Source organism: Rhizobium sp. P40RR-XXII (assembly GCF_012641405.1).
Classification (GTDB): domain Bacteria; phylum Pseudomonadota; class Alphaproteobacteria; order Rhizobiales; family Rhizobiaceae; genus Rhizobium.
Window position 1 is genome coordinate 578,824 of record NZ_JABAII010000001.1, and the last position, 19,531, is coordinate 598,354.

The following is a 19,531-nucleotide window of genomic DNA, read 5'->3' on the forward strand; positions in this document are numbered from 1 at the left end:
CGCCGGACGTGAAGAAAAATTGATTGCTGTTTTCAGCAGATCGATTTTGACCGCTCCGCCGCCATCGGCTATCAGCCTTCAACCTCTCCGCGCGACACTCCGAGTTCGACCAGGATTCCGGCTCCGAAGCGCCAAACATATCGGTCCGATTTCTATGTCCCTCGATAAACTCGCGCCGGTGATTTTCGTCTTTCTCTGGTCCACCGGCTGGATCGTTGCCAAGTACGCCTCGCTGCATGCCGGCCCGTTCACCTTCCTGATGATCCGCTACAGCCTGTCGGCGCTTGCCTTCGTGCTGGTCTGTTCGGTCACGGGTGCCCGCTGGCCGCGCGACTGGTCCAGCGTGTTTCGGGCCATCTATTCCGGTATTTTCCTGCACGGCATCTATCTGGGCGGTCTCTGGTGGGCGATCGCCGAGGGCGTGCCGGCCGGCATCTCCGGCGTCATCGCGGCGCTGCAACCGCTGATGACCGCTATGGCCGCGCCGTTCCTCGTCAGCGAGCGGCTGCAGCCGATCCAGAAGGTCGGCCTGCTGCTCGGTTTCTTCGGCATTGCTATTGCGATTTCGCCGAAGCTCCTGACGACGGATACGGCCAATCTCTGGCAGTCTGCGCTGCCGCTGGTGGTCAATCTGCTCGCGATGGTGTCTGTGACTTACGGCACGCTCTACCAGAAGCGTCACCTGCAGACCGGCGATCTGCGCACCATCGCAACATTGCAATATGTCGGCGCATTGATCGTCACCGTGCCACTTGCCTTCCTGTTTGAAGGTCTGCGTTTCGACGGCACGCATGAGGTCATTCTCGCAATGCTCTGGTCGGTCTTCGGTCTGTCGATGGGAGCCGTCGGCCTGCTGCTCTATCTCATCCGGAGAGGGCAGGTGTCGCGCGCGGCATCGCTGATCTATCTGATGCCGCCAGCCGTCGCCATCGAAGCGGCGATCGCCTTTGGCGAACCGTTGACGCTGCCGATCATCATAGGCACCGTCATCGTCGTGATTGGTGTCTATCTCACCAACCGGCGCGCGGCGGATGTGGTGCCGGAATAATATCGGCGCACTTCTATTGTTAAAGGAGGATCAGTCCCGTGAGGCCAAGTCTCAGGTTGAAAGCGATCTCAGTCTGCAATGACAAGATCGAGAAGAAGGGAGACGCCGTCGGGCTGTCGTTCTATGCATTTTTCGCCAACAGGAATGATGATCCTACCCTGCTCATGGAAGCGACCGAGTGGTGGATCAAAACGCATTGTTTGGATCACTTCGAAAAAGCAGTCAAAATTCGGGATATGATTCAATCCGGAAAGTAGGCTGTGGTCGGTAATTGAGGCAACTCTGAAATGGTGACGACAACTGCAAAATTTTGTGAGGAACGACTTTTTCTTAAAAGCTGACGCGCTGTTACCGCTAAAAGCGATCACATAACGTCGAGTTTCGCGACGGATTTTTGCGGCGATAATTATTCCACATTTCAGTTTGGGATGGGGGCCAGGTAAACCGGCCCCCATCCCGATTTTATATCAGGCGCGTTCGCGACGCTGACCACCGTTGCCGGGACCGCGGCGCTTCATGCCGCCGTTGCCGCGGTCGTGGCGCTGTTCGCCCTGAGCATTCTGGCCACGGTCTTCATGGCGACCCGAGGGGCGGCCGTGAGCATGACGGCCACCGCGATGGGCGCCGGCTTCGTGGGCTGCGCCATTGGCGTTTGCCGGGCCGTTGTGGTGCGGCTTCTTGGCTGGACGGAAATCGGACGTCGAAGCGAGATCATTGTCCACTTCCGGGCGCGGCGTGCGTTCGTCGCGGCGCTGGCCACGGAAGTCGGCATTGCGATTGTTTTCGCGCTGCGGACGACGTTCCTGGCGTTCGCCATTGTGGGCGCGGGATTCGCCGGCTTCACCTTCGCGAAGAGGGCGACGGGCCGGGCGAGCAGGGCGGCCTTCGGCACGTCCCTGGCCTACGCCACCGCGACCTTGGCCTTGACCACCACGGGGTTGACCACCGCCACGGTTGTTGTTGCCACGGGCCGGACGGCCGCGATCGGCCGGAGCCTCGCCGCTGGCAACGGCAATCTCGATGCCCATCAGGCGCTCGATGTCGCGCAGCAGGCGGATTTCGTCCGGAGCGCAGAAGGCGATGGCAATGCCGTCTCGACCGGCGCGCGCGGTGCGGCCGATACGGTGGACATAGGCATCCGGCACTTCCGGCAGGTCGTAATTGTAGACATGCGAAACGCCGGGGATGTCGATGCCGCGCGCGGCAACGTCTGTCGCGACGAGAACGCGGATTTCGCCGTCACGGAAGCCCTTGAGGGCGCGCTCGCGCTGACCCTGGCTCTTGTTGCCGTGGATGGAGGCGGCGGCAAAGCCGACGTGTTCGAGATGCTTCATCAGCTTCTCGGCACCATGCTTGGTGCGCAGAAAGACCATGGCGCGGCCATCCGGATTGGCGGAAATCGTTTCTTTCAGGATCTCGGTCTTATGGTTCTGGCCGGAAACGAAGTGGACATGCTGCTCCACCTTGTCGGCGGCTTTGCCCGGAGGCGAGACTTCGACCTTGACCGGGTTGGTCAGATAGTCGGCGGCGAGGTCAGCGATCGCCTTCGGCATGGTGGCTGAAAACAGCATGGTCTGGCGCTTGGCCGGGACCATTTTCGAGATCTTGCGCAGATCGTGGATGAAGCCGAGATCGAGCATCTGGTCGGCTTCGTCGAGGATGAGGTAGCTGACCTGGCCGAGCGACAGGGCGCGGCGGTTGATGAGATCAAGCAGGCGGCCGGGGGTAGCAACCAGAATGTCGGTGCCGCGCTCGAGCTGCAGCTGCTGCTTGTTGATCGAAGCGCCGCCGACCACGACATTGATCCTCAGCGCCGTCTTGCGGACGAAGAGCTTGAGGTTGTCGGCGATCTGGTTGACCAGTTCGCGGGTGGGGGCGAGAATCAAGGTGCGGACGGTGCGGTTGTCCGGACGCTTGGCGTCCTTCAACAGCATTTCGATGATCGGCAGGCCGAAGGCGGCCGTCTTGCCGGTGCCGGTCTGTGCGAGGCCGATGAGATCGCGGCCCTCAAGAACGAGCGGGATCGCCTGCGCCTGAATCGGCGTCGGTATGGCGAAGTTATTCTGCGACAGCGTATCGACAATCTGCTTGGAGAGGCCAAGCGAGTGAAAATCGGTCAATTCAATACCTTTCGGGGCGCCAAAGCAAATAGGCCGGGTCGCACCATGCGGTCCGGTCTGTCTCTGGCGTCAAGAACCCCGCGTGAAGTGGGAACTTGTAAGTTGGAAATAGCTTTCCAGCGCATCCGGCCGCAGCGTTGGGCGCGGCCTCATTAACAAAAGCGCTTTTGTCCTTCTCCTGCGTACAAATTGTCCCGCATGGCACGCTCACGCGGCGGCCGGAAGGTGAAAGCTGTCGCGGATTTGGTCTTAATTGCCGCGAATGTCAAGGGGTATGGGCAAAAAGCTTTTCAACAGGCGGCCGAAAATGCCGCCGGAAATCCGGCGGCACCGATAAAGCGGACCGGGTTGTCCAGCCCCACGTAATCGTCAACCGCTTCCGGCAGAACTAGCAATTGCGAGCGGTCTGTTCAGAGAGATAGGCCATGCCAAAATATACCACAGCCGCCTATACGCCGGAATTCTCACTGGAGTTTTGAGGCGATCTCTCTAGGATTTACCCGACAGACGATCATGCCGTCCTTGGGTTCAATATAAAGATGGCGATGCCGGTCAGTGCCAGCGTGAGGCCGCTGACGATCGTGCGGACCGTGTTCCAGAACTGCCACGGCCCCGAATAGTTTTCCCAGATGCGTCGCGCCTCGGCTGCATCCTGCGGAATGACGACGGCAGCGAGCGCTTCGTTCATCGGGACGTTTACGGTCATGGTGAGGATCACGCCGCCGGACAGGTAAAGCAGGCCGGCGATCGCGAAGATCAGGCTTGCGGCTTTCAACCGGCAGAACCAGGCGAACATTGCGGTCGCGATGAGGACGAAGGGCGTCGCGAAGAACGCCGGCGCGAACACCGTGTTTCGCACTGATGCGTTCATGGCCTGCATCGCACCGATCGCAAGCGCCGGATCGGCTGCATCGAGCCCCCACATCGTCGAACAGATCCACGCATAGAAGAAGCCGAAGATCGCGCCGCTCGACAGCAGCGACAGGAGGGAAAACGCGTAAAGAGCCGGAATCATCTCGAAGGTTTCCTGTCGGCGGACGGCAGGGGACGTTCGCTGTCGGCGGGCGCGTGGAGCTGGAGGAACAGGGCCATGGCCTCGCTCGCCCGTCGCTCGATTTCCGAACGCGGCAGCTCGTCCAGGGTGCAGATGACGCGGCGAACCTGAAGGTCGCCGATCAGCAGGCGAAAATAGATGTCGGCGGCCTCGGTCGGGTCGCCGCAGGCGATGAGGCCGGATCGGCTCGCGGCTTGCAGTAGGTCGCGAAGCAAAGGCGCTATGGCGTCGCGTCCGAATTGGGCGATCGCCGGGCCGAGCGTCCTCGTGTCGCTGACGTCGCCGGCCGCCGCGCGATTTAGCACAATGGCCTTGTCGCCCGTCACGAGAGACAGGAGGATGGGACCGAGCGCGGCCAGCGTATCGAGCGGATCGCTTTTCCCTTGAAGGGCGGCCGCCAGCAGCTCTTTGGCCTCTCTGGCGTTGGATTCGATCAACGATCGAAACAGGGCCTGCTTGTTGCCGTACCAGTTGTAGAGCGTTTCATTGGAAACCGATGCGCGCCGGGCGATCGCAAGCAGGGACGTGGCCTTGTACCCGGATTCCTTGAGCACCGCATAAGCGGCTTCTTCTATCCGTTCGCGCCGAGCGATCTGCTTGGGTGTAGCCACTATACCTACCTCGTTGACAAAATCGTACAGAAATATACGGTTTTGTCAACGAGGTATGGTCGAAGGAAGGATCGGCGGAACGGCGGCTGTCGCGCAACTCCTACAGACCATCCGAAAACCCGAGCAGTAATTCCGAAGGTTAGCTTGCGCCTGGGTTTTCGGACGGTCTGAATGAGGTCCGCGACATTAAATTTCGTTCATGATTTCAGGCGTAAAGCCTTTGATTTTCAACTAGAAATCGGTGGGAACGCCACCTTCCTCCTTGCGCTTGGCGACGAAAGCGTCGAGCTCTTCCTCCACCGCCGGATCGAGCGGCGGTTTTTCATAGCGGGCGAGCGTTTCTTTGAAGACGCGGTTGGCGTGATCGTAGGTCGTGGGCCGTCCTGCTTCCGTCCAGGTCTCGTAGTTGCGCCAGTCGGAGAGGATCGGCGAATAGAATGCGGTTTCATAGCGGGCGAGCGTGTGCGCGGTGCCGAAATAGTGGCCACCGGGGCCGACATCGCGCACGGCGTCGAGCGCCAGCGCGTCGCTGCTGACATCGAGCGGCGTCAGGAATTCGGCGACCATCTGCAGCATGTCGACGTCGAGGATGAATTTCTCGAAGGAGGCGGTGAGGCCGCCTTCGCTCCAGCCGGCCGCATGCAGTACGAAATTGCCGCCTCCCTGGGTCAAGGCCCAGAGGGAAAGGGCCGATTCATAGGCGGCTTGTGCGTCGAGCGTGTTGGAGGCGTTGGTGTTCGAGGTGCGGTAGGGGATGCCGTAGCGGCGGGCGAGTTGGCCGCCGCAGATCACGGCCTTCATGTATTCCGGCGTGCCGAAAGCGGGTGCACCCGTCTTCATGTCGACATTCGAGGTAAAGCCGCCATACATGACCGGCGCGCCCTTGCGCACCATCTGCGTGAAGGCGATGCCGCAAAGCGCTTCGGCGTTCTGCTGCACCACCGCGCCGGCAATCGTCACCGGCGCCATCGCGCCCGCCAGGGTGAACGGGGTGACCACCACCACCTGGCCGCGCGACGACATTTCGATGATGCCCTGCAGCATCGGCCCGTCAAGGCGCAACGGTGACGAGGAGTTGATGATGGTGAAGAGCGAAGGTTCGTGGTCCATTTGCGCCATGCTGATGCCGCGGCCGATGCGGGCGATCTCGATCGCGTCGAGATTGCGCTGCTGGCCGAGCGAATAGCAGTGGAAGGCCTTGTCGGTAAGCTTCACGATATCGGAGAGGCAATCGAGATGGCGCACCGAGGGATGGATATCGATGGGCTCGACCGGATAGCCGCCGGTCATATGGATGACGTCGTAGGACTGGGCGAGCTTGATGAGCTTGCGGAAATCCTCCTGATTTCCGGCTCTCCGGCCGCCTTCGCGGTCGGCTACGAAGGGGGCGGACGCGACCTGCGCGAAAACGAGATTACGGCCGCCGATCTCAACGTTTCTTAGCGGATTGCGGGCGTGCAGGGTGAAGGTCGAGGGGGCGGAGGCAATCAGCTCCATGATCAAGTCGCGGTCGAAGCGGACGCGCTCCTTTCCCGGCGTGACATCGGCGCCGGCGGCCTTCATGCGCTCGCGCGCTTCCGGCAGGATGATGTCCATGCCGATCTCTTCAAGGATGGTCAGCGACGCCTCGTGAATATCGTCCAAGGCCTCGGGCGACAGGAGTTCCGTGCGAGCGAGATTATTCACCAGATTGAGGTACTTCGTGCCGCTCGGCTTGCGGCTGCGCTCGGCCCCGCGCCCTCCGGCCCGCCGCCGCCGTTCGCCCGTCGCTGTCGCGGCCTGTGCTTCGTTCAAGGTCAGGCTTGCTTCGTCGCTCATGGCGCTCGCTCCCAATGATCCGTTGACGGATTCTTGGCAGAGTTTGCCTCGGCGTGCCGCCGTCGTTTGCGACCAAGACATGGCCGTTATAGGATAGTGCGTGGTCTGAACGCGACGCCGCCCGACTGGTTAAACATGGTTAACACCTTATTAAATCGATCCGTGTTAGAGCGTTGTTTCACGAACTATCATGCGCGGTGAGAAGAGGGGCTCCGTTTGACCCTGGACGGTGAACTGCTTGACATAGCGTGCCGCCGGATCGCCAATCTGGACAGGCCCGCCTACATCAAGAACAGCGAGCTTCGGTACGTCGCCGTCAACGATGCCTATGCGCGTTTTTTCGGCCGCGATATTTCCGATTTCATCGGCAACCGCAGCCAGGATCTTCTCGATGCCAACGAGAGTGCCGACAGGGAGGACAAGGAGCGTCGCGCCCTTGTCTTCGGTTCGGAAGAGGTCGCGCTGTGCTTCGATGCGTCGGGCCGCCAACGTTCTCTCGTGGAAATCGAGAGCTTTTCCCCATCGGAAGACCGTGTCTACATATTCGGGGTGTTCCTTGCCGCACCAGCCGTTGTGCGCGATGCTTCCACGGACGGGGCAGTGCGAAGGGAGGCCGATGAAGCCGGCTTTTTCCGCAGCATTCTGGAGGGCCTGCCGGTTGCCACCTTCGTGCGCGATTCCGGCCATCGCCTGATTTATGCCAATACGGCCCATGCCGACATTACCGGCCTCGATCGTGACGAAATGCTCGGAAAGACCGAGCATGAAATGTTCGACGCCGGCGCCGACGACTTCTTCGTGGAAAACGAAGCCGTGCTGCAGGAGGGGCGCAGGCATGAATTCGAAAGCGAAATCGTCGACCGACAGCAGGTGAAGCATCCGGTAAAGATTTGCCTCAACCGAACGACGACGGCGGAGGGCAAGCATTATGCCGTGGGTTCGGTCACCGATACATCTGTGCTGAAGCAGCGTGAGATGCAGCTTATTGAGGCGCAGGCTCGTGCCGAAGCGCTGCACCAGGATCTCGACAACATCCTCCGCTCGATGCCGATCGGTGTCCTTATCCATAACGGCGACCATATCGTCGAATACGTCAACGATGCCTTCTACGACATCTGGGAATATTCAAGGGACGAGCGCTTCGGAGGCCGCCCCTATCGCGATATCATCGCCAAGCACTACGAGCTGGCACGCTTCGGCGCCGATGGCCGCAGCATCGACGATATATATCAGGCGTGGCTGGCCAAGCTGCGCAAGGGCGGCGAGCATCTGCAGACGGAAGTAAATTTTGCCGACGGCAAATCCGTCATCATCGACGCGCGCCAGATTTCCAATGGCCGGACATTGATGTCCTACACGGATATTTCTTCCGTGAAGCAGCAATCCAGGGAGATTACCGAGACCCGGCTGGCGCTGGAGCATCTCGGCGAGTTGATGGCTGATGCCATGCAGGCGATGTCGCAAGGCCTGCTGATCGTCCAGGATGGCGCGATCCTGCTGGCCAACGATCGGCTGAAGGACATGCTGAAACTTCCGGCCGAGCTTCTAGAGGTAGGCAGGGACTGGTCCGCGGCATTCGACTATTGCGCGGAACGCGGCGACTTTGGCAATGGTTCCGGGGGTCTGCGGGAATCATGGGCGGAGAGCGTTGCGGCGGGCAAGCCGATCTCCTGCGTATTCCAGGTCGTCGGCGACCGCTGGATACAGCTTGGCGCCGCGATCGGCGAGCAGCGCCGCTGGACGGTGGTGTTCACCGATGTCACCGAGATGAAGGAACGCGAGGCGGACCTACAGCTGCTGCTGGCGCGCAGCAATGCGGCAGACCGGGCGAAATCCGAATTCCTGACCCATATGAGCCACGAAATCCGCACGCCGATGAACGGGGTGCTCGGCATGGCCGAGCTGCTGGGCAAAACAGATCTCGATCCGAGGCAAAAGACCTTCGTCGATATCATCGTCAAGTCGGGCAATGCATTGCTGACCATCATCAACGACATTCTCGATTTCTCGCGCATCGACACCGGCGATATGAATCTGCGCAAGATGGCATTCGACCCCGCTGAAGCTGTCGAAGACATAGCGACGCTGCTGGCCGCCGCCGCATCGGAGAAGAATATCGAGCTGATGGTGCGCATCGCTCCCGGCGTGCCGGCGGCGATGCTCGGCGATGCCGGCCGTTTCCGCCAGATCGTGACCAATCTCGTCGGCAATGCGATCAAGTTCACCGAACGCGGCCACGTGCTGGTGGAACTGGACAGCCAGTCCGCGCCGGACGACAATATATTGCTCATGCTCCGCATCGAAGATACCGGGATCGGCATACCGGACGAGAAGCTCGATACGATCTTCGACAAATTCTCGTTGGCGGATTCTTCCTTTGCGCGGCGCCTCGATGGATCGGGCCTTGGCCTTGCCATTACGGCGGGTCTCGTCGATCTTTTCGGCGGTTCGCTCTCGGTCGAAAGCGAATGGGGCAAGGGATCGGTTTTCACGGTCCATCTGCCCATGCCGCTGGTCGCGTCGCGTGGCAAGGTTCCGGAGCTGCCGGCCAACGTAAAGCGAGCCGGGATCCTGATCGTGGAAGACGACGAGATCCATCGGCGCATATTGACTGAGCAATTGGCGCGATGGGGTTTCGACAGCCACGCGGCAGAGGACGGAAAGACCGCGCTTGCCATTTTGGATGCCGCTTTCGACATGGGCGTATCGGTCGACGCGATCATCGTCGACTACGGCATGCCCGCCATGAGCGGTTATCAGATCGCAAGCGCCGTGCGCGCCGATCCACGTTTCGACGCGCTGCCGATCGTATTTCTGACCTCGATGGGCGTCGCCGGTCGCGACAAGGATTTCACCGCCGTCAATGGCCAGGCGCATCTCATGAAACCCGTGCGTGCCAATGTGCTGCGCAACACGATCATCGACGTCGTGCGCGCGTCGCGGCGCAAGAACGCGGGCGAGCAGCCGGGCTCCATCGCCCGGCCGTTGCCGATAGAGGCTGAGGCCGCAGCCGCGATCGAAGCCGCCGACCGGATGACGCGTGCTAGACCTGGTAACGCCATCGACGTTCTCGTCGCCGAGGATAACGAGGTGAACCAGATCGTCTTCACGCAGATCCTGCAGGCGACCGGACTTCGCTTCCTTGTCGTGGAGAACGGCCAGGCGGCGGTGGACGCTTGGCGTCAATTGCGGCCGTCGCTGATCCTGATGGATGTTTCCATGCCAGTCATGAACGGTCATCAGGCGACGCGCATGATCCGGCAATTCGAGGCGCAAATCGAGCAGGGATGGCATGTGCCCATCATCGGGGTAACGGCACAGGCGTTGGATGTCGATCGCATCGCATGCATGCAGGCTGGTATGGACGACTGCCTGTCGAAACCGATCAGCCCCGAACTTCTCGAGGCGAAGATCCAGCGCTATCTCGGTGACGCCGTTTTCCAGGCCGATCGTTCCAACAGCTAGAGTTGAGATCGATGGACTGAGCCCAAGGCCGGGATGACGCTTACAGCCATTGCGCTGGTCGGCGCTCTCAGCCATCGGTCGAAACGGTAACGGATTTCCATGCCTTGATCTCCTGTTTGAGGCGCTCGATCCTGTCCGTCACAAATCCAAGGGCATCGCTGCCGAGCAGGAGTTGCGGTGGAGGTGCGTCGGACTCGAGCAGGTCCAATACGGCGGCTGCAAGCTTGTCCGGATCGCCGAGCTGCTTGCCGCTTTTGGCATGCCGAGCCTGCCGGATCGGATCGAACAACGCGTCGTAATCCGCGATCGAGCGCTTAGTCCGGATCATCGAACGTCCCGCCCAGTCCGTCCGGAAGGAGCCGGGGCATAAAGCGGTCACTCGAACGCCGAACGGCGCCATCTCCGCGCCCATGACTTCCGAAATGCCCTGAAGGGCGAACTTGCTTCCGCAGTAATAGGCGATGCCGGGCATGGTGATCATGCCGCCCATCGAGGTCACGTTGACGATGAACCCGCTCCGCCTTTCGCGAAAGCGCGGCAGGAAGGCTTTGGCGACCGCGACGGCGCCGAAGACGTTCACGTCGAATTGACGCCGCATCTCCTCGAGGGACGACTCTTCGAGAATTCCCTCGTGGCCGTAGCCGGCATTGTTGATCAGCACGTCGACCGGCCCATGGTCCTCTTCGGCTTGCTGAACGATATCGGCTATCCGGTCGAAGTCCGTCACATCGCACAGGACGGAGCGCGTCGCCGGCAGGCGTTCCGCAAAAGCAGCCCGCGACTGTTCCGAGCGGACGGTGCCGATAACTTTATGGCCTTGGCTGCTCGCGGCCGCTGCGATTGCGAAGCCGAAGCCGGAGTTCGCGCCGGTGATGAAGAAGGTTTTTCGTGACATGATTGGCGTTCTCTTCTTGATTGGTGAGTGTCACTGACTAATAATCTTCAAAAGTGTCGCCAGCGATTGTGAAAACTATGAATAGCTTGCCAAATCCTATGAAGATGGAGAGTGAGAGGCGCCGGGAGCTGGTGGAGTTGGCGGGGATTCTTTCCCCTCGCCAGGGATACAATCCGACCGGGCTTGCCGGCGTGCGCATTCTCAGAACCGAAGCGATCCTTCACGACGTCCCGGTGCTCTACAAGCCGGGTGCGGTATTCGTGTTGCAAGGCCGAAAGCAGGGCATGCTTGAAGGCGAGGTCTATCTCTATGATGAGGAGCATTATCTGGCTGTTTCGGTCCCCGTTCCGTTCCGCATGGAATCCTCGGCCAGCGCAGAACGTCCCCTGCTTGCGGTCTACGTCGAGTTCGACATGCTTCTGGCTGCGGAGATCGTCTCGGAAGTGGGGATGAGACGTTCCGAGCCGAAAGCCGGCAAGGTGCGAAGTCTGGTATCGAGCAGAATGGAGCCGGTTATCGAGGATGTCGTGCTGCGTTTGCTGCGCGCGCTGTGTGATCCCGTCGAGCTCGCGGTCATGGGGACGGGCATCCTGCGCGAGCTGCATTACCGGGTGCTCGTCGGCCTGCAGGGCGGCGCGATGATCTCAGCCCTGCAGCAGCGGGGCACCTCTGGGAGGATCGTGCGAAGCCTGGCCCGGTTGCGCGAGACCTACAGCTCCGAGATTTCGGTCGCCGCGCTGGCGCACGAGGCAGGCATGAGCGTTCCCTCCTACCACGCCCGTTTCAAGGCCCTGACGGGCAGCAGTCCGATACAGTATCTGAAGGCGATGCGGCTGCACGAGGCGCGGCTGATGCTCGCGCGCCAGGACAAGACGATCGCGGAGGTCGCGACATCGGTCGGCTACGCCAGTCCCGCCCAGTTCAGCCGCGACTTCAAGCGACACTTTCGGCGTACGGCATCGGAAGAGGCCAATTGGGTTCGCCGGCATCTTGGCGAGCTGGCTTGATCCCCCGCGGTCATCGTCCGGTTTGAGAAACGGGCCTCGGCCTCAGTCCGGCTTGATTCCGCAGAGCATTTCACGCTTGCCGGCAAAACCCTGCCGTCGCTCGACGACGAAGCCCGCGGCCTGCAGGTTTCGGCGCACGAAACCGGCAGCCGCGTAGGTGGCGAAGGTGCCGTTCGGAACCGTCTTGTCGTAAAGCGCCTGCATCAGCTCCAACGACCACATGTCGGCATTGCGCGAGGGTGCGAAGCCGTCAAGATACCAGGCATCGAAGCCTGGCTGCGCATCGCTCACGCCTTCGAGCGCCTGGCCGCAAACGATGGTCAGGCGCGTGTGGGCGTCAAGCCGCAGCGATACCGAGCCTTGCGGATCGTCCGGCCAGACGGCGACGAGGGCCTGACGTTCTATGTCGATCTCGGGCCAGTGCGACAACGCGCGGTCGATCTCATCCGCACGCATGGGATAAAGTTCGAACGACATGAAATGCAGTTCCGAGCCCGGTGTCGCCTGCTGTCGCCATTGGCGCCACGTCTCGCAAAAGTTCAGGCCGGTGCCGAAACCGAGCTCGCCGATGAGGAGGTTTTGCTGCTTCTGCCAGCGGGCGGGCAGGCCATTGCCGGCCAGGAAGACGTGGCCGCATTCCAGCCGGCCGTCGGTCTGGCAATAAAAATGGTCGCCAAAAGCCGTCGAATAGGGCATATCGCCGTCGCGCCATTCGAGCTCCGGGCTTGCCGCACTGGTTTCGGACGCCTCAGTCCGATCGGAAACTGGATCTGTCATGGAAAGAGCCGATAATCCCACACGGCCCGTCGGTCAATCATCCGTCGATCTGTTGATCGTCGGCGGCGGGATCATGGGCCTGTGGGCGGCCGTCCATGCCGAGCGCCTCGGCATTCAGGCCCTGCTCGTCGAAGCCGGCTATTTCGGGCAAGGGGCGAGTGGCGGCCTGCTCGGCGCGCTGATGCCGCATATGCCGGACAAATGGTCTGACAAGAAGCAGTTTCAATTCGATGCGCTGGTCTCCTTGGAGGAGGAAATCGCAGCATTGGAGGCGGGGACCGGGCTTTCGGCGGGCTACCGTCGCGCCGGCCGGCTGATCCCGCTGCCGAAGCCGCATCTCAGGCAGATCGCGCTTGGTCATTCGCGGGATGCTGAAGCGCATTGGCGTAAGGATGAACGTGAATTTCACTGGCATGTGCTCGACGCTGCGCCCATTCCAGGCTGGATCGATCCTACCGCCGGCGAAAGCGGTTTCGTCTTCGATACGCTTGCTGCGCGGGTTGCTCCACGTGCCTTGCTGAATGTGCTTCAGAGATTTCTTGCCGGAGCCCAGCATGTGCGGCTTGCCGAGGGGCTGAGCGTCGAAGGCATCGATCCTGAGAAGGCCGTGGCGACCACGAACGAGGGCGATATCCGGTTTGGACGCTGCATTCTTGCCGCCGGCTATCGGTCGTTTCCAATCCTCGACGGGCTGACGGAAGGCCGCAAATCCTCACTTGGCCAACCGGTCAAGGGGCAGGCGGCTATGCTCAAGGCCGATATCGACGGCGGCTTCCCGGTTATCTTCCGGGATGGCCTCTACATCGTTCCGCATGAAAATGGATTGGTCGCGGTCGGCAGCACGAGCGAGAATCGTTTCGGCGACCCGCTGTCGACCGATGGGCAGCTTGACGATCTTCTGGCTGCGGCCCGTGCCTTGGCGCCGATGTTGGCCGGCGCGGAGGTGATGGAACGCTGGGCCGGACTGCGGCCGAAGGCGGTCGATCGCGATCCGATGGTGGGCGTACACCCCGACCATCCCTCGCTGATTGCATTGACCGGCGGCTTCAAGGTGAGCTTTGGACTGGCGCATCGGCTGGCCGAGGCGGCGGTACGGGAGGCGGCGGATATGCCTTGTAGCTTCAAGTTGCCGCAGAGTTTCACTTTAGCAAGTCATATTTCAGTCATATCACATAAAACGTGAATTCACGCCCCTTTCGGGTCGTCAATCTGTCACGCAAATCACCTATCTCCTTGGCCGTTAGCCCTTGCCGGTCAGCCGGTTTATCGTGCCTTGGAGGAATTTATGCGTTACGCCATTTGCTTCACGCCGTCCGCGAGCGATCCGCTGACGCTTGTGGCGGCAAATTGGCTCGGCCGCAATGTCTATTCCGGCGAGATGGTCGACCCGCCCGCGGTCCGCGGGCTCGGCATCCACGAGATCGCCTTCTATACCGCCGTTCCCCGTCGCTATGGTTTCATGGGCTTGCTGAAGGCGCCCTTCCGGCTGGCGGAGAATATGTCCGAGGCCGCACTGTTGCGCGATCTCATGCGGTTTTCCGGCTCGGTCGCGCCTTTTGAAATTCCACGGCTGGAGGTCGCGCGCCTCGGCGGTGCGCTGGGCCTCGTCGCGTCCGCACCCAGCCAGCAGATGCATTTCCTGGCGGCATCCCTGGTCCAGGCTTTCGACCAATATCGCGCGCCATTGACCGAAGCGGAGATCGAGCGCATCGATCCGGACGGCCTTTCGGCGGCGCAGTTCGCCAATTTGCACCGCTGGGGCCATCCGCACGTGATGGACGAATTCCGCTTTCAGATGATGCTGACCGGCACTGTCGGCCCGGCTGATCTGCAGCGCATGGAGCGGGCATTGCGCGACTTCTTCGAGCCGGCGCTTGCCGCGCCGGTTCCCGTATCCAACATCGCGCTGATGATGGAAGACGGTTCCGGCGGCCCCTTCCGCGTGCATTCCTTGCATCCGATGGGAAAGGTCAGCGCCCGGAAGATCGCCTAGGATAGCGCGACGGGCTTACCATTGAAGAGAAAGTGATTTTCCCACTTTCCGTCTCGACTTTCGCTGTGTGGGTGCTACCGTCCGCTGATCAGAGAAGGTGCTTCAATGTCGGAAAACTACTCCCGCAATCTCATCGGCTATGGCCGCAATACACCGGATCCGAAGTGGCCCGGCGATGCACGCATCGCGGTGCAGTTCGTGATCAACTACGAAGAGGGTGGGGAAAGCTGCATTCTCGATGGTGATGCGGCCTCTGAAAACCTGCTCTCCGAGATCGTTGGGGCGGCACCCTGGCCGAACCAGCGCAATCTCAATATGGAATCGATCTACGAATACGGCGCGCGTGCCGGCTTTTGGCGGCTGTGGCGCATGTTCACAGAGCTCAAGGTGCGGGCGACCGTCTATGGCGTGACGCTTGCGATGGCGCGCAATCCGGAAGCGGTTGCGGCTATGAAGGAAGCCGGCTGGGAGATCGCCAGCCACGGCTATCGCTGGCTGGAATACAAGGATTTTTCGGAGGATCTGGAGCGCAAGCATATTCTCGAGGCCGTGCGGCTGCACACCGAACTGACCGGCGAGCGGCCTTACGGCATGTATCAGGGCAAGCCATCGGACAATACGCTGCGGCTGGTCATGGAGGAGGGCGGCTTCCTCTATTCCTCCGATTCCTATGCCGACGATCTGCCCTTCTGGGTCGACGGCTTGAACGGCAAGCCGTTCCTGATCATCCCCTATACGCTCGAAACCAACGATATGCGCTTTGCCACACCGCAGGGCTTCAATTCCGGCGACCAGTTCTTCACCTATCTCAAGGATGCCTTCGACACGCTTTATGAAGAAGGCAAACAGGGTAGCCCGAAGATGATGTCCGTGGGCTTGCATTGCCGCCTGGTCGGCCGTCCGGGCCGGGCTGCGGCCCTGCGGCGCTTTATCGAATATGTGCAGAAGCACGACAAGGTCTGGATCCCGAAGCGTATCGAGATCGCCAACCACTGGCATCAGAATCATACGCCGGGGGGCGAGCGCTGACATGATATCGCGAGCCGATTTTATCGGCCGTTTCGGCGGCGTCTTCGAGCATTCTCCCTTCATTGCCGAGCGCGCCTACGACGCTGGTACCATCGCCGAACCGCTGACCTCGGGCGGCGTGCATGCCGCTTTGGTGAGGGGCTTCCGCGCTGCCAGCGAGCAGGAGCGGCTTGGCGTGTTGCGAGCCCATCCGGACCTTGCGGGCCGGCTGGCGGTTGCCGGAGAATTGACCGAGGACAGCCGCAAGGAGCAGGCCGGCGCCGGGCTCGATCGGCTGAGCCCCGCGGAGCATGCGCGGTTCACCGAACTCAATGCCGCCTATGTGACGAAATTCGGCTTTCCCTTCATCATTGCGGTCAAAGGGCTTGGCAAGGACGATATCCTCGCTGCCTTCGAAACGCGGGTCGACAATGGCCGGGATGCGGAATTTGCGGCCGCCGCGGCCCAGGTTGAAAAGATCGCTTTGCTGCGGCTGCAATCCATGTTTCCCGAGGGCTGATAGCGAGCTGTTTCCACGCCGCTCATGACTTAGTATTTCACAAACTGGGGCTGTGTCATATGAGCTTGGATCGGCTAATCGCCCACCTTGATTACATGCAGCGGGCCGTGTCCGAGGCAGGTCAGTTCCTTCGTGGAATTGATCAAGGCGCATTTTTCAAGAATGTCGAGAAGCAGCGCGCCGTCGGTATGACTCTCCTGATGATCGGCGAGGCGGCCGCGCGCATTGCGGAGGAATATCCGGAGTTTGTCGTTGACCATCCGGAGCTGCCTTGGCATGAGATGCACGACTTCAGGAGCAGAATTGCGCAGGGTTATTTCGACATCGAGCTGACGGTCCTGTGGGACATCGCGCAAAAATCTCTTCCGGAATTGTTCTCACAACTGGATTCCATTCGCCGTTGGCGGGCGGAAGGCGAATGATCATAGAATGACACAGCATCTTGAAATTCACCCACTAACGAAGGCCGCGTTCGCTCCTTTCGGCGATGTGATCGAGGCCGATCCGGCAACCATGCGGTTCATCAATGGCGGCACGACGGAGCGCTTCCATGCGCTGTCGGCTGCCGAAGCCATCGGCGACGGGGCACGGGTTATCCTGAACCTGTTTCGCGGTCAGCCGCGCGCCTTCCCCTTCTCGATCGAGATGATGGAGCGCCACCCTTTCGGCAGCCAGTGTTTCGTGCCGCTGAAAAGCCGGCCGTTTCTCGTGGTCGTCGCGCAGGATGAGGGCGGCAGGCCCGGCAGGCCGCAGGTCTTCCTGGCCCGGGGCGATCAGGGCGTGAACTATCGGGTCAATGCCTGGCATTATCCGCTGATGGCACTCGGCGAGCAGAGCGATTTCCTTGTTGTCGATCGTGATGGGCCGGGAAATAATCTAGAGGAATATTTCTTCGAAACGCCCTACATCATCGGAGCGCCAGCGCTATGACCGGATTGACCACCCATGTGCTCGACACCGCCCTCGGCAAGCCGGCCGAAGGCCTGGTGATCGATCTTTTCAGGATCGAGGGCGATGCGCGCACGCATCTGAAGACGGTCACGACCAATGCCGACGGACGTGTGGACGGCGGCCCCATCCTGATCGGCGACAGCTTCGTTGCCGGCACCTACGAACTGCTGTTTCGGGCCGGAGACTATCTTCGTGCCAACGGCGCCAAGCTGCCGGAGCCGGCGTTTCTCGACCTCGTGCCGATCCGCTTCGGCATTGCCGATACAACGGCGCATTACCATGTGCCGCTGCTGATTTCGCCCTATGGCTATTCCACCTATCGAGGGAGCTGAGACTTGCGTTTTGCTGCGATCGCGGACATTCACGGCAATCATCTGGCGCTCGAGGCGGTACTGGACGATATCCGCAAGCAGGGCGTCACCGAGATCGTCAATCTCGGCGATTGCTTCAGCGGGCCGCTGACGGCTGGCAAGGCCGCCGATATGTTGCTGGAACTGAATGCGCTGACGGTGTGCGGCAATCATGATCGGTATCTGATCGAGCAGGCGCCGGAGGCCATGCATGTTTCGGACAAGGCGGCTTACGACGAATTGACCGAACGCCATCTGGAATGGCTGCGCCGCCTGCCGTTCAGTACGACCTATCGGAACGAAGCCTATCTTTGCCACGCCACGCCGACCGACGACAATGTCTATTGGCTCGAATCCGTCTCACCGGACGGTTATGTCTATCTGAAGCCGCTGGAGGAGATCGAAGCGCTTGCCGTCGGTGTCGATTTTCGGCTGATCCTGTGCGGGCATACTCATATTCCGCGAGCCGTCCGTCTCTCAGGCGGCCGCCTAATCGTCAATCCCGGCAGCGTCGGCTGCCCGGCCTATGACGATGTTCTGCCCTATCATCACAAGGTGGAAGCCGGCCATCCCTTCGCCTCCTACGCCATTCTGAAAAAGACAGGCGATAACTGGCTGCCGGTCTTCCGGCAGGTGGCCTACGATCACATGGCAATGGCGAAGCTCGCGGCTGAGAATGACCGTACGGAGTGGGCAAGCGGCTTGGCAACGGGCTGGCTGCGTTAGAGCACGTCGCGCAAAAATGTGCAGCGCTTTTGCGGCAACGACTGCGCTTTAAAGATCAGCCAGGATCGATCGATCTACCGCTTTGATATCCCGCTTGCCGCACAGCGCCATGGAGATATCCAACTCCTTACGGATGATCTCGAGCGCGAGCGTTACGCCTTCCTTGCCCATGGCGCCCAGACCATAAAGGAAAGGGCGGCCGATGTAGGTGCCCTTGGCGCCGAGTGCAATGGCCTTGAGCACGTCCTGGCCGGAACGGATGCCGCCATCCATATGCACCTCGATCTTATCACCCACCGCATCGACGATCCGTGGCAGCATGCTGATGGAGGAATGAGCGCCGTCGAGCTGGCGGCCGCCATGGTTGGAGACGATGATGGCGTCGGCGCCGGTATCGACGGCCGCCTTCGCATCCTCAGCGTCGAGAATGCCCTTGATGATCAGCGGGCCGCCCCATTGCTCCTTGATCCAGCCGACATCGCTCCAGGAGAGCTTGGGGTCGAATTGCGAATGCGTCCAGTGCGACAGCGTCGTCATGTCGGAAATATCCTTGGCGTGACCGATGATGTTGCCGAAGGAATGGCGCTTCGTCTTCAGCATATTCATACACCAGCCTGGTCGCGTAGCCATCTGCCAGAGATTTTTCACGGTCATTTTCGGCGGTGCCGACAATCCGTTGCGGATGTCGTTGTGGCGCTGGCCGAGGATCTGCAGGTCGGCCGTCAGCACCAGCGCCGAGCATTTCGCCGCCTTGGCGCGGTGGATCAGGTTCAGGACGAAATCGCGGTCCTTCATGACATAGAGCTGGAACCAGAAGGGTTGCTTCGTTACCGAGGCGATATCCTCGATCGAACATATGCTCATCGTCGACAGCGTGAAGGGAATACCGAATTCCTCCGCCGCGCGCGCCGCCAGCATCTCGCCATCGGCATGCTGCATGCCGGTGAGACCGGTCGGCGCCAGGGCGACCGGCATGGAGACTTTCTGGCCGACCATGCTGGTTGCCAGCGACCGGTCGGACATGTCGACGAGAACGCGCTGACGCAGCTTGATCCTGGCGAAATCCGCCTCGTTCGCCTGATAGGTCGATTCCGTCCACGAACCGGAATCGGCATATTGGAAGAACATTTTCGGCACGCGCCGCCGAGCGAGCTTCTTCAGTTCTGCGATGGTAAGCGGCGCGGTCAT

Annotated in this window: 19 protein-coding genes; 12 read left to right on the plus strand and 7 right to left on the minus strand. The window is 60.9% G+C overall.

What is annotated here, in order from left to right:
* The first annotated feature begins 154 nt into the window (after nt 1–154).
* Both HGP16_RS02810 and HGP16_RS33865 read left to right on the plus strand, forming a co-directional pair.
* Nucleotides 155–1,048, plus strand: a complete 894-nt coding sequence (locus HGP16_RS02810) for a DMT family transporter (protein ID WP_168838486.1) — start codon at nt 155–157, stop codon at nt 1,046–1,048.
* A gap of 38 nt (nt 1,049–1,086) precedes the next feature.
* A complete protein-coding gene (locus HGP16_RS33865) occupies nt 1,087–1,305 on the plus strand; it encodes a DUF6500 family protein (RefSeq protein ID WP_312862853.1) in 219 nt (72 codons plus the stop codon).
* 210 nt (nt 1,306–1,515) lie between these two features.
* Here HGP16_RS33865 and HGP16_RS02820 read toward each other — a convergent pair whose 3' ends face one another.
* From HGP16_RS02820 to HGP16_RS02835, 4 genes are all read right to left on the minus strand, one after another.
* A complete protein-coding gene (locus tag HGP16_RS02820) occupies nt 1,516–3,168 on the minus strand; it encodes a DEAD/DEAH box helicase (RefSeq protein ID WP_168838488.1) in 1,653 nt (550 codons plus the stop codon).
* 511 nt (nt 3,169–3,679) lie between these two features.
* A complete protein-coding gene (locus HGP16_RS02825) occupies nt 3,680–4,183 on the minus strand; it encodes a DUF1772 domain-containing protein (protein ID WP_168838489.1) in 504 nt (167 codons plus the stop codon).
* Nucleotides 4,180–4,833: a TetR/AcrR family transcriptional regulator gene (locus HGP16_RS02830; protein WP_168838490.1), complete on the minus strand. Its 654-nt coding sequence runs from the start codon at nt 4,831–4,833 to the stop codon at nt 4,180–4,182. The genes HGP16_RS02825 and HGP16_RS02830 overlap by 4 nt, the downstream gene beginning before the upstream one ends.
* A 231-nt stretch (nt 4,834–5,064) precedes the next feature.
* Complete coding sequence (locus HGP16_RS02835) at nt 5,065–6,651, minus strand: trimethylamine methyltransferase family protein (RefSeq protein ID WP_168838491.1); 1,587 nt, start codon at nt 6,649–6,651, stop codon at nt 5,065–5,067.
* Between the two features lie 216 nt (nt 6,652–6,867).
* Between HGP16_RS02835 and HGP16_RS02840 the strand changes: the two genes are divergently transcribed.
* On the plus strand, nt 6,868–10,116 hold the full coding sequence (locus HGP16_RS02840; protein ID WP_168838492.1) for a response regulator: 3,249 nt from the start codon (nt 6,868–6,870) through the stop codon (nt 10,114–10,116).
* Nucleotides 10,117–10,183: 67 nt separating this feature from the next.
* Here the strand turns inward: HGP16_RS02840 and HGP16_RS02845 are convergent, their stop codons facing one another.
* Entirely contained in the window at nt 10,184–11,011 is an 828-nt protein-coding gene (locus HGP16_RS02845; RefSeq protein WP_168838493.1) for an oxidoreductase, read from the minus strand.
* 77 nt (nt 11,012–11,088) lie between these two features.
* On the opposite strand from HGP16_RS02845, the gene HGP16_RS02850 reads away from it, so the two are divergent.
* The gene (locus tag HGP16_RS02850; RefSeq protein WP_168838494.1) at nt 11,089–12,018 is read left to right on the plus strand and encodes an AraC family transcriptional regulator; all 930 of its coding nucleotides are present in this window, start codon (nt 11,089–11,091) and stop codon (nt 12,016–12,018) included.
* Between the two features lie 42 nt (nt 12,019–12,060).
* Here the strand turns inward: HGP16_RS02850 and mnmD are convergent, their stop codons facing one another.
* Nucleotides 12,061–12,795, minus strand: a complete 735-nt coding sequence (gene mnmD / locus HGP16_RS02855; protein ID WP_168838495.1) for a tRNA (5-methylaminomethyl-2-thiouridine)(34)-methyltransferase MnmD — start codon at nt 12,793–12,795, stop codon at nt 12,061–12,063.
* On the opposite strand from mnmD, the gene HGP16_RS02860 reads away from it, so the two are divergent.
* The 8 genes from HGP16_RS02860 (at nt 12,794) to HGP16_RS02895 (ending at nt 18,343) form a co-directional block, all read left to right on the plus strand.
* A complete protein-coding gene (locus HGP16_RS02860; RefSeq protein WP_168838496.1) occupies nt 12,794–13,978 on the plus strand; it encodes an NAD(P)/FAD-dependent oxidoreductase in 1,185 nt (394 codons plus the stop codon). The two genes, mnmD and HGP16_RS02860, sit on opposite strands and share 2 nt — an antisense overlap.
* Before the next feature lie 102 nt (nt 13,979–14,080).
* Nucleotides 14,081–14,788 (plus strand): DUF1045 domain-containing protein, encoded by a 708-nt coding sequence (locus HGP16_RS02865; protein ID WP_168838497.1) that lies wholly within the window; start codon nt 14,081–14,083, stop codon nt 14,786–14,788.
* Between the two features lie 105 nt (nt 14,789–14,893).
* The gene (gene puuE, locus HGP16_RS02870) at nt 14,894–15,817 is read left to right on the plus strand and encodes an allantoinase PuuE (RefSeq protein ID WP_168838498.1); all 924 of its coding nucleotides are present in this window, start codon (nt 14,894–14,896) and stop codon (nt 15,815–15,817) included.
* A gap of 1 nt (nt 15,818) precedes the next feature.
* Nucleotides 15,819–16,316 carry a 2-oxo-4-hydroxy-4-carboxy-5-ureidoimidazoline decarboxylase gene (gene uraD, locus HGP16_RS02875; protein WP_168838499.1) on the plus strand — a complete coding sequence of 166 codons (498 nt, stop codon included), beginning with the start codon at nt 15,819–15,821 and terminating at the stop codon, nt 16,314–16,316.
* Nucleotides 16,317–16,411: 95 nt separating this feature from the next.
* The gene (locus HGP16_RS02880) at nt 16,412–16,738 is read left to right on the plus strand and encodes a DUF86 domain-containing protein (RefSeq protein ID WP_246703264.1); all 327 of its coding nucleotides are present in this window, start codon (nt 16,412–16,414) and stop codon (nt 16,736–16,738) included.
* 7 nt (nt 16,739–16,745) lie between these two features.
* Nucleotides 16,746–17,246 carry an ureidoglycolate lyase gene (locus tag HGP16_RS02885; protein ID WP_168838501.1) on the plus strand — a complete coding sequence of 167 codons (501 nt, stop codon included), beginning with the start codon at nt 16,746–16,748 and terminating at the stop codon, nt 17,244–17,246.
* Nucleotides 17,243–17,599 (plus strand): hydroxyisourate hydrolase, encoded by a 357-nt coding sequence (gene uraH / locus HGP16_RS02890; protein ID WP_168838502.1) that lies wholly within the window; start codon nt 17,243–17,245, stop codon nt 17,597–17,599. Before HGP16_RS02885 ends, uraH begins: the two co-directional genes overlap by 4 nt.
* A gap of 3 nt (nt 17,600–17,602) precedes the next feature.
* A complete protein-coding gene (locus HGP16_RS02895) occupies nt 17,603–18,343 on the plus strand; it encodes a metallophosphoesterase (RefSeq protein ID WP_168838503.1) in 741 nt (246 codons plus the stop codon).
* A gap of 48 nt (nt 18,344–18,391) precedes the next feature.
* Here HGP16_RS02895 and HGP16_RS02900 read toward each other — a convergent pair whose 3' ends face one another.
* Entirely contained in the window at nt 18,392–19,531 is a 1,140-nt protein-coding gene (locus HGP16_RS02900) for an alpha-hydroxy acid oxidase (RefSeq protein WP_168838504.1), read from the minus strand.

Excerpts from the sequence above, each read along its gene's own strand:
- HGP16_RS02810 (WP_168838486.1), top strand. The coding sequence starts at position 155 with ATGTCCCTCGATAAACTCGCGCCGGTGATTTTCGTCTTTCTCTGGTCC.
- HGP16_RS02825 (WP_168838489.1), bottom strand. The coding sequence starts at position 4,183 with ATGATTCCGGCTCTTTACGCGTTTTCCCTCCTGTCGCTGCTGTCGAGC.
- HGP16_RS02835 (WP_168838491.1), bottom strand. The coding sequence starts at position 6,651 with ATGAGCGACGAAGCAAGCCTGACCTTGAACGAAGCACAGGCCGCGACA.
- HGP16_RS02845 (WP_168838493.1), bottom strand. The coding sequence starts at position 11,011 with ATGTCACGAAAAACCTTCTTCATCACCGGCGCGAACTCCGGCTTCGGC.
- HGP16_RS02850 (WP_168838494.1), top strand. The coding sequence starts at position 11,089 with ATGAATAGCTTGCCAAATCCTATGAAGATGGAGAGTGAGAGGCGCCGG.
- HGP16_RS02860 (WP_168838496.1), top strand. The coding sequence starts at position 12,794 with ATGGAAAGAGCCGATAATCCCACACGGCCCGTCGGTCAATCATCCGTC.
- mnmD (WP_168838495.1), bottom strand. The coding sequence starts at position 12,795 with ATGACAGATCCAGTTTCCGATCGGACTGAGGCGTCCGAAACCAGTGCG.
- HGP16_RS02865 (WP_168838497.1), top strand. The coding sequence starts at position 14,081 with ATGCGTTACGCCATTTGCTTCACGCCGTCCGCGAGCGATCCGCTGACG.
- puuE (WP_168838498.1), top strand. The coding sequence starts at position 14,894 with ATGTCGGAAAACTACTCCCGCAATCTCATCGGCTATGGCCGCAATACA.
- uraD (WP_168838499.1), top strand. The coding sequence starts at position 15,819 with ATGATATCGCGAGCCGATTTTATCGGCCGTTTCGGCGGCGTCTTCGAG.
- HGP16_RS02880 (WP_246703264.1), top strand. The coding sequence starts at position 16,412 with ATGCAGCGGGCCGTGTCCGAGGCAGGTCAGTTCCTTCGTGGAATTGAT.
- HGP16_RS02885 (WP_168838501.1), top strand. The coding sequence starts at position 16,746 with ATGACACAGCATCTTGAAATTCACCCACTAACGAAGGCCGCGTTCGCT.
- uraH (WP_168838502.1), top strand. The coding sequence starts at position 17,243 with ATGACCGGATTGACCACCCATGTGCTCGACACCGCCCTCGGCAAGCCG.
- HGP16_RS02900 (WP_168838504.1), bottom strand. The coding sequence starts at position 19,531 with ATGACCGCGCCGCTTACCATCGCAGAACTGAAGAAGCTCGCTCGGCGG.